The sequence below is a fragment of the Sorangium aterium genome, assembly GCF_028368935.1.
GTDB classification, from domain to species: domain Bacteria; phylum Myxococcota_A; class Polyangia; order Polyangiales; family Polyangiaceae; genus Sorangium; species Sorangium atrum.
This window is the reverse complement of record NZ_JAQNDK010000006.1, coordinates 596,126-609,877: the sequence shown is the minus strand read 5'-3', so window position 1 is coordinate 609,877 and position 13,752 is coordinate 596,126. Positions and strand designations below refer to the sequence as shown.

General features: G+C 70.6%; 11 protein-coding genes. 9 read left to right on the top strand and 2 right to left on the bottom strand.

Going from position 1 to position 13,752, the window contains the following annotated elements; all coding sequences use genetic code 11:
• Window positions 1-200: 200 nt before the first annotated feature.
• Window positions 201-1,046, bottom strand: a complete 846-nt coding sequence (locus tag POL72_RS46350; RefSeq protein WP_272103371.1) for a hypothetical protein — start codon at window positions 1,044-1,046, stop codon at window positions 201-203.
• A 733-nt stretch (window positions 1,047-1,779) separates the two neighbouring features.
• On the opposite strand from POL72_RS46350, the gene POL72_RS46345 reads away from it, so the two are divergent.
• The 7 genes from POL72_RS46345 to POL72_RS46315 all read left to right on the top strand — a co-directional run bounded on the left by POL72_RS46345 (window position 1,780) and on the right by POL72_RS46315 (window position 10,202).
• Complete coding sequence (locus POL72_RS46345; RefSeq protein WP_272103369.1) at window positions 1,780-2,715, top strand: hypothetical protein; 936 nt, start codon at window positions 1,780-1,782, stop codon at window positions 2,713-2,715.
• A gap of 554 nt (window positions 2,716-3,269) precedes the next feature.
• On the top strand, window positions 3,270-3,767 hold the full coding sequence (locus POL72_RS46340; protein WP_272103368.1) for a hypothetical protein: 498 nt from the start codon (window positions 3,270-3,272) through the stop codon (window positions 3,765-3,767).
• A gap of 86 nt (window positions 3,768-3,853) precedes the next feature.
• A complete protein-coding gene (locus POL72_RS46335) occupies window positions 3,854-4,927 on the top strand; it encodes a hypothetical protein (RefSeq protein WP_272103366.1) in 1,074 nt (357 codons plus the stop codon).
• 97 nt (window positions 4,928-5,024) lie between these two features.
• Window positions 5,025-6,305, top strand: coding sequence for an RNA polymerase sigma factor (locus POL72_RS46330; RefSeq protein ID WP_272103365.1), 1,281 nt, complete (start codon window positions 5,025-5,027; stop codon window positions 6,303-6,305).
• Window positions 6,306-6,630: 325 nt separating this feature from the next.
• Window positions 6,631-7,428, top strand: coding sequence for an RNA polymerase sigma factor (locus POL72_RS46325; RefSeq protein ID WP_272103363.1), 798 nt, complete (start codon window positions 6,631-6,633; stop codon window positions 7,426-7,428).
• 134 nt (window positions 7,429-7,562) lie between these two features.
• On the top strand, window positions 7,563-8,630 hold the full coding sequence (locus tag POL72_RS46320) for a 3-deoxy-7-phosphoheptulonate synthase (RefSeq protein WP_272103361.1): 1,068 nt from the start codon (window positions 7,563-7,565) through the stop codon (window positions 8,628-8,630).
• Window positions 8,631-8,825: 195 nt separating this feature from the next.
• A complete protein-coding gene (locus POL72_RS46315; RefSeq protein WP_272103359.1) occupies window positions 8,826-10,202 on the top strand; it encodes a hemolysin family protein in 1,377 nt (458 codons plus the stop codon).
• 14 nt (window positions 10,203-10,216) lie between these two features.
• Here POL72_RS46315 and POL72_RS46310 read toward each other — a convergent pair whose 3' ends face one another.
• Window positions 10,217-10,408 carry a hypothetical protein gene (locus POL72_RS46310; RefSeq protein WP_272103358.1) on the bottom strand — a complete coding sequence of 64 codons (192 nt, stop codon included), beginning with the start codon at window positions 10,406-10,408 and terminating at the stop codon, window positions 10,217-10,219.
• A 528-nt stretch (window positions 10,409-10,936) separates the two neighbouring features.
• Here POL72_RS46310 and POL72_RS46305 point away from each other — a divergent pair.
• Together POL72_RS46305 and POL72_RS46300 are read left to right on the top strand one after the other, a co-directional pair.
• Window positions 10,937-12,730 (top strand): MXAN_6577-like cysteine-rich protein, encoded by a 1,794-nt coding sequence (locus tag POL72_RS46305; RefSeq protein ID WP_272103356.1) that lies wholly within the window; start codon window positions 10,937-10,939, stop codon window positions 12,728-12,730.
• A 47-nt stretch (window positions 12,731-12,777) separates the two neighbouring features.
• On the top strand, window positions 12,778-13,734 hold the full coding sequence (locus POL72_RS46300; protein ID WP_272103355.1) for a YheT family hydrolase: 957 nt from the start codon (window positions 12,778-12,780) through the stop codon (window positions 13,732-13,734).
• Window positions 13,735-13,752 lie beyond the last annotated feature (18 nt).

Sequence of the window (13,752 nt, the reverse complement as noted above, 5' to 3'; positions counted from 1 at the left end):
ACACCGACGACCGGCCGCGGTAGCTCGCGCGCTCTCCCGGGACCAGCGCCACTTCTTGGGATGTTCACAGAAAGACGAAGATGACGGAAAGAGGTTCGGGCGTCTTTTTCCGCTGTCGCGTCTTCCAGATTCCAGGAGCTTGCCCGGCACGAGCAGGGCGCTGCTGTAGCAGGTATCCGCGCGGCGTGGCGCCGCGAGCTCTACCGGCGCGTCAGGTGCTCGCGGTAGCGCGTCGTGAGCTCCATCCAGCGCAACGTGAGGATCGGCTCTCGCTCGAGCCGATCCTGCCAGCTGCGATCGACGGCCTTCCACAGGTCGCGGTCGGCGATGCCGTGGCGCAGGAGCGCCTGGTCGAACGACGAGGCCGCTCCGAGCGACGACTCGGCGCAGAGGACCGCGTACTGCTGAAGGCTGAGCGAGGGGAGCGCGCTCCGCGTGCCCGGAAGGTCGCTCGGCGACGCGGGCGCAGGGGCCGCGACGCTCGCCGGCGCCGGCGCGGCCGGCCCGGCGGCGCTCTCGTCGAGCTCGCCGGGCGATCGCCGGAGGGTGACCCCCGACCGCGCGTTGCCGCCATCGAGCTCCAGCAGATCGGCCTCGGGCGGGACCTTGATCGAGGGCAGCGGCAGGGCCCGCGGCACCTCGACGGCCTCGTCGGCCTCGCCCTCCGAGGGGAGGCGTTTCCCGCTCGACATGGGGACGATCACGGACTGCGGCGGCGAGGCCGCGCGCCGCGGCGGCGCGGAGGAGCCGCTCCCCTGGCCGCCTCGCCGTGAGCCGGCGCGCTCGCCGTCGGGCGCCGCGAACGACAGCACCGGGCCGGCGTCGGTGATCTCCATCTGCAGGATGATCTCACCGGTCCTTCCGCGGACGACGAGCCGATCGCCCCCCAGCGTCACCTCCATCTCGTAGCGCCGCCCGGAGGAGAGCGAGATGGTGGCCGAGGGGACCGGCGCGCCGCTCGCCGCCCCCCGTGAGCCCGTCTCTTCCTGAGGACGGAGCCCGGCCTGATGCAGCCCACGCTCGGTATCGGGTGGATCCCCACTCATCAGGATCGGAGCCTAACGCAGCAAGCGCACGCCCCGCGAGCGCTTTCGACGCTCTCGACGCGTGATTCAAGCGTCTGAGCCCAGAGGGCCTGGGGACACTCGGCTCGCCTTCGCCTTCGTGCGATCGGGCGCGGGCGCATCCGAGCCCAACCGACCCCCTCCGACGCGGTGCGCTCGGTCACCCTGGCTCGCGCCTGAGCGCCGCGGCCAGCGCTCGGTCGCGCAGGGTCGCGCAGGAGCGCGCTCGGTCACGCAGGGGTTGGGTCGAGGGTGCACTCCGACACCGGGCGCTTACGTGGCTCAGCGTGTCTTCGTTTCACGAGGTGCGTCGCTGCGCTCAAGCCCAGGCTGCGCTGACAAAAATCGCCACTGTTGACGTTCTCTTGGAATTCGCCGGCGCTGATCGCAATGCGTCCAGAGAGGTCATTCCTGGCGTGCCCCGGCCCATCTTCGCTTGAAACGGTCGGCTCTGTAGTAAAGCGGGCTGCGAGCTCTTCCCGACAGGTGGTCTATGAAGAATACCTTTCTCGCGATTGCGCTGCTGTTCACCGCGTGCCTCCCAGGCTGCTTCTACACCAGACAGACTATCGAAACATGCGACACCGAGTGTGAGAACGTGCCCAACCAGGACGCGTGTCTAGCGGAATGCGGGACGTGCGTGGATCAATGTAAAAGCGAGCCCTACGGGACCGACCGTTGGGATTGCATAGCGGAATGTCGGACATGCGCGAAGGTGTGTAGAAACCAGCCCGACCGCGACGCGTGCATCTCGGCATGCGGCACGTGCAGCGGTGACCAGTGTGTCGAGCCGGCTCCAGAGGGCTTCTATGGCCCTGCGCTGCTCTGGGTCGGCAGGACGGTGGACGAGCCGCAGTGCCCCCACGGCGCCCAGACCACCGTGTACAGGGGGTACGAGACCGCTGACTTCCCCTTCGCGTGCAGCCCATGTCGGTGCGGCGAGCCGGCCTGCGCCTTGCCCGACGATCTCCGGACGGCCGCTTCGCTGAAGTGCGGTGGCCCGGCGGTCTCGGTGCATGAGCCCCGGGACATCCTGAACGGCACCTGCGTGGTGCCCAGCAGCGCCCTCGTGAACGATCACCAATCGCTCGTCCTCGGCGCGACCCGAGTGACGCCTTGCGAGGCCAGCGTCGAGCCCCCCCCGGTGCCGCAGTTCACCTTGCGGTGGTATCGCTCCGGCGTGGCTTGCGGAGGCAGCCTCCAGGAACGCACGTGCCCCTCTCCGTCGAAGACGTGCGTGCCGCCCGATCAGGAACACGGCTTCGCTCAGTGCATCATGTACCTCGGCGAGGGCGAGGTGACCTGCCCGGAAGATTACCCGGAGGACGTCGTCCTCTACGACGGCATGAGGGACGAGCGCCACTGCACGTCGTGTGAGTGCGGTCCTCCGACAGGCAGCGAGTGCTCCCTGATGCTCGTTTCCTTCCGGGACGGCGCGTGTGACGAGCAGCTCACCGCCGGCACCGCTTCGAGCGATGCCCCGGGCTGCGTCGCCGCCACACCCGGGGAGACGCCCAAGAGCATGAGGGCCATCTGGCAGGTCGACCGGCCCGGAAGCTGCGAGCCGAGAGGCGGCGAGCTGCGAGGCGAGATCGTCCTCACCGGTCCGAGCACGTTTTGCTGCCAAACACGTCCAGGCGAGAACGGGTGACGATCATGCGCCGCGAAGGGCCGCGCAGCGCCGCCCGAGCCGCACGATTCGGGCTTTTCCTGAACCACGGTAAGGGCTGACCAGAACCTGCGATGTCAGGCAAAAGGCGCCAAAATCAGGGATCCGCGAGCATGACGAAAAACCTCTCGAAACGGAGAAACGGACGAGCCAAAATGCAATGCGACCTGCGCGCTCGAGAGCGCACACAAAAGCCTTTACGTGCGCTCCAAAGTCAGTATCTACAGGATCACGACGTGGGAGCGGCGACGTCGAGCCGGCCTCCGTCACGCGGCAGAGGTGCACTGTCCTACGGGCGCTGGAGACGTTGAAGAGGGGGGCCACATGGCGGGGTGTTGCGGCCGGACGGGAAGCAGCGGCGTGCATCGGGTCGAGGTGTCCACTCCGCTCCGTACCGCACCGATCCCGCCCTAGCCGGGACGCCGATGCGACGCGCCGGTTGTGCCGCCGTGTTCGTTGTCTCGATGGCGACGACCCCGGCGCACGCGGATACGCCTCGGTCTGAATCGGGACGGGAGACTCAGGAGGACGACCACATGTTCCGCGGCGAGATCTCCGCGTCACCGCTGCTCGCAATGGGCCTCATGCCCGCGCTCGGCGGAGGGGCCTCTTTCGCCACGGCGTTCCGCTGGCCCAGCCTGTCGATCGGCGTCGAGGCGCGGATGTTCACCTCCCTGGCAGATACCTTTGCGGACGGCGTCCTGGTCCATGCGAGCCTGGCGATGCCGACGCTCGACATCTGCGGTCATCGCGGGGTCCTGTCGGTGTGCGCCGTCTTCGACGCCGGCGAGCTGCGGATCACGAGCGACCCCGGCGTCAGCATTCAAGCGCGCCAGCCTTGGGTCAGCTCGGTCGGCCTGCGGGTCGGGGGCGACTGGCGCTTCTCCGAGCAGCTGTCGCTGCGCGGGTTCGCCGAGCTGCACACGAACCACAGCCGCCCGTCCCTCTGGGTGAACAACAGAGAGGTATGGCGGGTCCCTCCGCTCTCCGGTGTGGTCGGCGTGGGGCTCGTGCTCCCCGTGGATGCCTTCTGAGGGAGGCACCCTGGCCGCTCCCTGGATGGGAATGCGGCCGACACCACCTGGCCTGAACAAGCGGTCACCACGCCGCGATGAGCACCATGTCAGCAGCATCAGCAAGAGACACCGGGGCTGACGCGGCAACACGGGACCGACCGAGGATCCGGGCGCCGTGGTCGCTCGTCGCTGCGGCCGCGGCCCTGCTGTGGCCCTGGCGCGCCGGGGCCGCGCCGCCCCGCGCCGCGGTGCAGCTCGAGTACCGGCGCGCGCCAGGGGCCGAGCGCTGCCCGGGCGAGGGGCTCCTGCGCGAGGAGATGGCCAGGCAGCTCGGCTATGACCCTGTGGAGCCCGGGGCGGCCGCGCAGGCCAAAGCCCTTGTTTTCCGCGGACCAGGGAGGGAGATACACGCCACCATGGATCTCTACGACGCGGATGGATCCATCGCGTGGTCGCGCCACCTGGTCGTCTACCATGACGATTGCCGAGAGCTCGTCATGAACATGGCGCTCTCGCTCCGGGTCGCGCTCGATCCGAGCCTCTACGTGCCGCCCGCCCCGCCACCGCCGCCGCCCTCCCCTGCCCCGCCCCCAGCCGACGCCGCTGCCGCCACGCCCGCGCGGCGCGGGTGGCCCGACGTCAGCGTCGGCCTCGCGGGGGCCGCTGTGTTCGGAACCCTGCAGGAGACGACCGCCGGGACGGCGCTCCACGTCGCGCTCCGCTATCCATCCTTCTCCCTCGGCATAGAAGGCCAAGTTCAATTGCCCGTCACGATTCCGCTCGATGAGACGACGAGCATCTCGACCTGGCTCGCGGCGGCGAACGTGATGCCGTGTTCGCGGCAGCGTCACCTCTTCGCTTGTGCCGTCGTGTCGGTCGGCGTCGTGACCACCTCCAGCACCGACGCCAGGATCATCGACACGTCGGCGCTCTGGCTCGCCACGGGGCCGCGCGCCGGCATCGAGATGCCGATCTCCGATCGGCTCGCCATCCAGTTCTATGGCGACATCGTGCTCCGCCTCTCGGAGCTCCGGGTCGAGAGCCAGGAAGGTGTGCTCTGGACCCCGCCCGCCTACGGCGGGCTCGTGGGGCTCCGTCTGGACGTCAATCTCGATCCGCGGAGCGAGGCGCCCGCGCGGCGCGCTGCCCTCCCTCGGGGTGCCGAGGCAGCGCATTGACCAGCTTCGCGACCACGCCGTCGCCACGCTCGAGGGGGGAACAGAGATGGGGTCACAGTCACGCAAAAACACGTCCGCAGAACCTTCCCACGCCCGCATGGCGGAGATCGCCGACGAGCACTTCTCGTTCATCGCCCGCTACCTCGCCCGCCTCGGGGTTCGCGCGCAGGACATCGAGGACGTCGCCCAGGAGGTCCTCGCCGGCGCCTACCGGGCGCTGCCGCGGTTCGATCCCAGCAGGGGCACCGTGCGGTCGTGGCTCATGGGCATCGCGACCCACCAGGCGTCGAATCATTTCCGACGGGCCCACCGCCGCCACGAGCGCCTCCGGCCGTTCGACGATCTCGCGGCGCTGCCCGACGTCACCCCCGACTCCGAGCAGCACGCCATCGCGAGAGACCGGCGCTGCGTGCTCCACAAGCTGCTCCAGGAGCTGCCCATGGAGCGCCGCTGCGTGTTCGTCGCCCATGAGCTCGAGGAGATCGACATGGCCGAGATCGCCCAGCAGCTCTCGATTCCCCTGAGCACCGCGTGGAGCCGGCACCGGCTCGCCTGGGTGGACATCGAGGCGGCCATGCGTCGCTGGCAGGCGCGGCAGCGCGGCCGCGGGCTCGCGTTCATCCCCTTCAGCGCCGGCGCGCTCGTCCAGGAGGCGCGCACGGGACGCGAGGGCGCGCCGACGTTGCTCGCGCGGCTGTGCCGCCGCGCCCGCGGGGTGTTCTCTCCGTGGAGGCTCCCGATCGAGGGCGGCACGCCGACGCGGGCAGGCTGGCTCCATCTCGCGGCGAGCATCGCAGTCCCGCTGGCGAGCGCCGCCGCCGTCATCGCGCTCACGCTGAGCGCGCTGCGCGCCGCCTCGACCCCGACCGCCGCCGGACAGCGCGCCGCGAGCGGGCTCGCCATGGCGGCCATCCGGACGCCGGCGCCCCCGGAAGCGTTGCCGCCGTCCCCGGCCGCGCTGCCGCCGCTATCCCCGGCCGCGCTGCCGACGCCGTCCCCGGCCGCGCTGCCGACGGTGCCCGGCGCAGCTGCAGCGGCGGGAGCCCTGCCGGGCGGCGAGATCGCGGGCGCCGGGAGCTCGCGAGCGACCAGCGCGGCGCCGCTCGCCCGGAAGTCCGCGCCCCGTCCGGCCGGCAGATCGACCTTGCCTCCCGCAGGACCGTCTGGGGCGTCGAACGATCAGGAGATCGCCGCGGAGCGCACCCTCATCGACGGGGCGATCACCGCGTTGTCGCGCGGCCATTATGCGGAGGCAAAGAGCCTCCTGATCGAGCACCGAACGAGGTTCCCTGCTGGCCGCCTCACCGCCGAGAGGAACGCGGCGCTTCGCGCGCTGCGCTCGAGGACGGCTGCCGCCGGGCCCCGCCCGCTCCTGTAGAGCACTGCTCGGATGGCGAGGATTCGAACCGCCGAGGACACCAAGAGTCGAGCCCTGGCTCCTCTCGACCTCTCGTCTCTCTGAGCCGCCGTAGCACGCGCAGCCGAGAGCCGGTCGAGAGCGATTCCCCCGTTCAGCTCCCCACGACCTCAGTGCTGCTCTCCTGCACAGGAGACGATCCATCCCAACCGCCGCCGAGCGCTGCGTTCCCGTCCTTGGCGATTGAGGATGAGAGGCGGGGGATCGCGCGCGCACAGAAGATCATTCTTCAGAGCCGATGGCTTTTTTTTGAGATGGGAGATCTGCTCCTCCTAATTAAGCGAGCATGGGACAACCGCATCGCACTCTCGCACCGTCGATGCCGCTGGATAGACAGCGGGCCTTCGTCCGGCTCTTTCGGGGGAAGACCTACGATTCCGTATGGAATTGGCTTAGGCGGCTCGGGGTCCCACGCCGCGATCGGCGAGACATCCTCCAGGATGTGTTCCTCGCCGGATACCAGAGCTTCCCTTCCTACGACCCGCTCCGCGCGCGACCGGAGCGGTGGCTCAACAGGATCACGGTCCACGTGGCCGCCCACTACCGCGACCGCGCGCACCACCGGCGCGAGGAGCTGTCCTCCGGCCACGCCCCGCGCCGCGTCGCCGACGAGCGCCCGAACGCCGAGGAGCAGATCGACGCAGAGCAGACGCGCTCCCTCATCCTCTCGCGGCTCAGGTCGCTGCAGGCCGAGGAGCAGCAGATCCTCATCCAGCACGACATCGAAGGCGTGCCGATGGCGACGGTCGCCGAACAACACGGGATCCCGCTGTCGACGGCGTACAAGTGGCGCACGCGCGCGCTCGCGTCCCTGCGTGCGCTGATCGAGGAGCCCCGCGCGGAGCGCAGGCATCAACGACCGCCGCGACCGACGGCGAGCAACGTCGCCGAGGCGGCGGCGCACCCGGCGAAAGGCGCACGATCGGCGAACACGCCACGCCGGACGGCGCTGGCAGAGCGACCCGTCCGCTCGACCACGGCGGGCGCGAACCGGCCTGCGGCGCCCTGCCGTGCGCAGCCGAAGGGCGCGCCGTTCCTGCGGCGGCCGGGCGGGGACCGGGCGCACTCGCCAGCGCGCGCATAGCATGGCGAGACAGATCTTCAGGCCGACCGCAAGCCGTAAGGGAGTACGGGGCGCCGTACAACGACCAGAAAGTGCCTCCGGGCCACGCGCGGGTAGTCGGGGCGTATGTCGTCCGCTATGCTGGAGCCTCAACGATGTACTACTCGACCGACGACCTTCGTATTGCAGGGCTCAGGCCCTTGATCCCCCCGGCGATCCTTATCGAAGAGATCCCCGTCAGCCCCGCGGCCTCCGAGACCGTGGCCTTCACGCGCAAGGCCGCCGAGCGCGTGATCTCGGGCGACGACGACCGGATCATCGTGGTGGTGGGCCCCTGCTCCATCCACGACCCCAAGGCCGCCCTGGAGTACGCCGCGCGGCTCCGGGAGGCGCGCGACCGGCTGAGCGACGATCTGCTCGTGATCATGCGCGTGTACTTCGAGAAGCCGCGCACCACGGTCGGCTGGAAGGGGTTGATCAACGATCCCGACCTCGACGGGAGCTTCTCGATCAACAAGGGGCTCCGCGTCGCCCGCGGGCTGCTCCGCGACATCGCCGAGCTCGGGCTCGCGAGCGGGAGCGAGTTCCTGGACACGATCTCGCCGCAGTTCATCGCCGATTTCATCTCCTGGGGCGCGATCGGCGCGCGCACGACCGAGAGCCAGATCCACCGCGAGCTCGCCTCCGGGCTCTCGTGCCCCGTGGGCTTCAAGAACAGCACCGAGGGCGACGTCCAGATCGCGGTCGACGCGGTGCGGGCCGCGCGCGAGGCGCACCATTTCCTCTCCGTGACGAAGCAGGGGATCTCGGCGATCGTGGCGACGCGCGGCAACGCGTCGTGTCACGTGATCCTGCGCGGCTCGCAGCGCGGCCCCAACTACGCGGCCGAGCACGTCCGCGAGGCGGCCGACCGCCTGACCAAGGCGGGCCTGCCGCGCCGGCTGATGGTCGACTGCAGCCACGGCAACAGCCAGAAGGATCCGGCGCGGCAGAGGACGGTGGCCGAGAGCCTGGCCGACCAGCTGCGCTCCGGCTCGCGGGACATCCTCGGCGTGATGATCGAGAGCCACCTCGTGGGAGGCCGGCAGGATCTCGCGCCGGGCAAGCTGCCCATCTACGGCCAGAGCATCACCGACGCCTGCCTCGGCTGGAACGACACCGTTCCGGTGCTCGAGCTGCTCGCACAGGCGGTGCGGGACCGGCGAGCCAGCAAGGCGGCGTGAGCCCTCCGCGCGGCGCCTGCGGCCGTGCGTGACGGCGGCCGTGCGTGACCGCGCCGCGGCCACCGTGTGTGGCGGATCCCTCAGAAAATTTCATCATAAACGCAATTCACGACCCGCGGCACGCTGCAGCCACGGCCGCCGGGGTTTCGTGCGCCGCGGGCCCGGCGCCACTGCCGTGCGGGCGAGCGACACGCTATGCCTGCACCCGGGAAAGCCGCGGAGGGAGCCGCCATTCTCTCGGAAATCCTCATCATCCTGGCCCTGGTGCTCGTGAACGGCGTCTTCTCGGGCGCCGAGATCGCGGTCGTCACGGTCCGCAAGACACGGCTCGACCAGCTCGTCCAGTCGGGGAGCCGCCGGGCGCGGGCGGTGAAGCGCCTGCGGGGCAATCCGGAGCGCTTCCTCGCCACCGTGCAGATCGGCATCACCGTCGTGGGCGCGACCGCGAGCGCCTTCGGCGGGTCGACCCTCGCGAAGGACCTCGCGCCGGTGCTCCGCGCGGCGCCGTGGATCGGGGACGCGGCGGACGAGCTGGCGTTCGCCGCCGTGGTCGCGCTCGTGTCCTTCCTGTCGCTCGTCCTCGGCGAGCTCGTCCCGAAGTCGCTCGCGCTCCGCGCTTCCGAGCGGTACGCGATGCTCGTCGGCCCGCCGCTCCGCGGGCTGTCGTCGCTCGCCCGCCCGCTCGTCTGGCTGCTCACCGCCAGCTCCAACCTGGTGCTGAGGCTCTTCGGCGACCGCACGAACTTCGTCGAGGCGCGCCTCTCCCCCGAGGAGATCCAGCAGATCGTCGACGAGGCCGCCGAGGCGGGCTCGGTCGACAAGCGCGCCGGCGAGATCGCGTCCCGCGCCATCGATTTCGCCTGGCTCACCGCGCTCCAGGTGATGCTCCCCCGCGGCCGCGTCGTGGCCCTCCCGCGCGACGCCGCCGCCCAGGAGGTCCAGCGCGCGGTGCTGGAGCACGGCCACACGCGGATGCCGGTCTACGAGGGGTCGAACGACAACGTGATCGGCTACGTCACGATGCCCGAGGTGCTCGCGCTCCTGTGGGGCGACGGCCAGTTCTCGCTGGAGAGCATCCTGCGCCCGGCGTACTTCGTGGTCGGGTCGATGCCGGCCGTCGATCTCCTCGCCGAGCTGAAGCGGCGCCGGCTCCAGCTCGCCGTGGTCGTGGACGAGCAGGGCGGCATGATCGGCATCATCACGATGGAGGACCTCGTCGAGGAGCTCGTCGGCGAGATCTTCGCCGAGAACGAGGCGCGCCCGCCCCACGCAGAGACGATCCGGCGCGAGCCGGACGGGTCGGCGCTCGTGCCCGGCGACATGCCGGTCCACGAGGTCTGCCGGCAGCTCGCGATCGCGCTGCCGGACGACGTCCGCTGGTCGACGGTCGCGGGGCTCTGCCTGGGGCTCGCCCGGCGCATCCCGGCGCCCGGCGACGTCGTGACGACCCCGGACGGGGCGGAGCTCCACATCGTCGACGCGAGCCCCCGGCAGATCCGCACGGTGCGGGTCCGCATCCCGCCCGCGCTCGCGAGCGAGCCCGAGGACGAGGAGCCGCGCGGCGAGGGCTGAGCCGGCGCGGCGCGTCAGGACGCAGGGACGGGCGCGCCCGCGGGCCTCCGCTGGAAGTAGTCGACCACCACGTAGCGCCGGGCGAGGAGGCCGAAGACGACGGCCGCGATCAGGATGAGCGCCGCGAAGAAGAGGTATTGGAGCGCGCCCGTGAAGACGTTGAGCGCCGCGACGGCGGCGGTGATCAGGTTGCCCGTGATCGCCATGCCGGCCGAGCGCCGTGAGGTGGACGCCGCGCCACAGGTGGTAATTGGCCTTGGCCACGTGTTCGTGGATCAACATGGTGTTGATCATGAAGAACGTTAAGATGTTCTTCATCCCGTAAAAGCTGAAGCGCTCGCACCCCTCGTTTCCGATGATGTACTTGATCTGAGGGGGAAATCGGTTGGTGCTCGGAGCGATTGGCGTCATGGCGGGCCCTCGCGCGCGCCATCCATGCGTAGACCGCCTCCCGCGCCAGGGCAATCCGCGCTGCCTCCCTCCCCTCCGGAGAGCGCCGGCGCTGGCTGGCTCATCAGCCTAGCCGCGCGAGGCTAGGCTGGCCCGAGCAGCGCACCCTGTGGTCAAGGTGTACGACGGTGGCAAAACGGCGCGCGCGCGCACCGACGAGGATCGACGATCTGCGCGCGGGATTCAGGCTGCAAGGATTGACATCCTGGAAGGCCATCGTCGTATCCTCCCGGTAGCTCCGCGTTACGACCCCCGTCGTCGGCAACCCTGCCGAGGGAAGGTTCATGGAAAAGCTCAAATCGCGCTTCAGGCTCGCGCCGACGTATACCCTGCTCTGGCTCGCCGCGGCGGCGCTCTCCGCCGTGGCATCGTGTTCGGACGGCGGCCCCAGCACGAGCGCGTGCGTCGCGCCGGAGACGGAGTGCGACGGCATCTGTATCAACACGGGCACGAGCACGAGCCACTGCGGCGCGTGCGGCGTGGCGTGCGGCGACGATCAGACCTGCCGCGACGGCGAGTGCGTGGCCGCGTGCGACGACGGCCTCGCGGCGTGCGGCGACAGCTGCGTCGACACCCAGAGCGACGAGGCGAACTGCGGCCGCTGTAACAACGCCTGCGAGGAGGGGCAGACATGCCAGGCCGGCGCGTGCCAGGACCAGGGCGGCTGCCCCACGGGGCGCACCGAGTGCGGCGGCACGTGCGTCGACGTCTCGTCCGATCCGAGCAACTGCGGCGAGTGCGGCGCCGCGTGCACGGACGACCAGACCTGCGAGTCGGGCGAGTGCCAGGACGGCGAGTGCTCGCAGGGGCTCACCGACTGCGACGGCGCCTGCGTCAACCTCCGGAACGACGCCGGGAACTGCGGCGAGTGCGGCACCGCGTGCACGGGCGACCAGACGTGCGTCGCCGGCGAGTGCGAGGACGGCTGCGGCTCCGGGCTCACGGCCTGCGACGGCGTCGACGTCTGCGTCGACCTCCAGACCAACGCCGAGCATTGCGGCGAGTGCGGCGCCGCGTGCAACGACACGCAGGTCTGCCAGGCCGGGGCGTGCGCGTGCACGGTGAGCCCAGGCCACGACCTCGGCAGCGCCGTGCCGCAGATCGTGAACGGCACGACCGCGGGCCTGCCGAACACGTATTCCCCGACGTGCTCCGCCACGAGCTCGAGCGAGCGCATCTACTCGTTCACCGCCGCGACCGCGGGCGTCTACTCGTTCGACAGCACGAACTCCGGCTACAGCGTCGTCCTCGCCCTCCTCGACGCGACGGGCTGCTCCGAGATCGCGTGCAGCGCCGACCCGAGCGCGGTCATCACGGCCGACCTGGCCACGGGCCAGACCGTCTACATCGTGGTCGACGGCGCGGAGGGCCAGGCGGGCACCTTCGAGCTGAACGTGACGCGGGCGAGCGCGCCGAGCTGCCCGGCGGGCACCCTCGCCTCGTCGGTGCCGCAGACGATCACCGGCAGCACGGTCGGCCGGCCCAACAGCGTGCGGCCGACCGCGACGACGGCCTGCCGCGCGTCGGGCAGCCCCGACGCGGGATACGCGTTCACGGCGCCCGTCGCCGGCGACTACACCTTCGATACGTTCGGATCGGCGTTCGACACGATGCTCCACGTGCACGACGCGACGTGCAGGGGGGCTCAGCTCGCGTGCAACGACGACACGGACGTCGAGCAGTCGGAGGTCACGGTGACGCTCGCGGCGGGTCAGACCGTCGTGATCGTGGTGGACGGCTCGACCGACACCAGCGATGGCGCGTTCACGCTCAACGTGAAGCGGGCCGTCCCGCCGCCGGTATGCGACGGCTCGGGCACCTGCGGCGACGGCAGCTCGGGGTGCGTCCGGTGCGCGCTCGAGACCAGCTGCGCCGACGAGCTCTCGGCGTGCACGGAAAGCACCCCGTGCATGGAGTACGTGAGCTGCTTCCGTACGTGCGACACGGCCGCCTGCAAGGAGGCCTGCAGGACGGTAGACCCGGCCAGCGCGGCCCTCTACGAAGCGATACTCCAGTGCGCCCTCTGCGACGTGTGCCGGAACGATTGCAGCGGCTCGCCGGAGGTCGTGTGTCGCTGAGCGAGCGCGTGAAATAGAAACGCTGCGTCGCCCGTGTTACGAACGGGATGATGCAGCGCATCCTCCACGGCCACTTCTGGACGGTCGCTCCCTGGCTCAAGCATCAGATTCGCGCCCCGCGGCTCGCTCCGTCTTCCCCCTTCGCGGTCCACGTCGATGAGACTCCTGCCGGGCCCGTCCGGTTACTCGGCAGGATCCGCCACCGAGAAGGCGCGAGCTCGATCCTCGTCGTCGTCCACGGGCTCGGCGGTACGAGCGAGAGTTATTATATGGTCGAGGCCGCTCTGAGGGCCGAGCGCGCCGGGCTCGCCTGCCTGCGCGTCAACCTGCGCGGCGCCGGGGGCGACGGAGACGACATCTACCACGCTGGCCTGTTCTCCGATCTCCACGCCGCCATCACCTCCCCCGAGCTCGACCGGTACGAGCGCGTGCTCGTCCTCGGCTACTCGCTCGGCGGGCATATCGCCCTCCGGTACGCGGCCTCGGGCTCGCTCGACGGGCGCGTCCACGCCGTGGCGGCCGTCTGCCCGCCGCTCGACCTGGAGCGATCCGTCGCCGCGATCGATCAGCCCGAGCGGTGGGTGTACCGCAGGCACGTGATGTCCGGGTTGAAGGAGATGTACACCGCCGTCGCCTCGCGCCGCGCCGTGCCCGTGCCCCTCGACGAGGCGCTCGCCATTCGCACGATCCGCGAATGGGACCGGCGCATCATGACGCGGCGCTTCGGCTATGAGAGCGTGGAGGCCTACTATGCGAGCGAGAGCGCCGCCCCGCGCCTCCGCGACATCGCCGTCCCGTCGCTGATCGTCGCGGCGGAGGCCGACCCGATGGTGCCGCTCGACACGGTGCGGCCGGCGATCGAGGCCCACCCGCGCTCGCCGCTGCTCGACGTGCAGTGGCTCCGGCACGGCGGGCACGTGGGCTTCCCGCGGACGCTGAGCCTCGGGTTCGGGGCGGCGCCGGGCCTCGAATCCCAGGTCATCCACTGGCTCACGAGGCATTGACGCGCAGGAGTGGCCGCG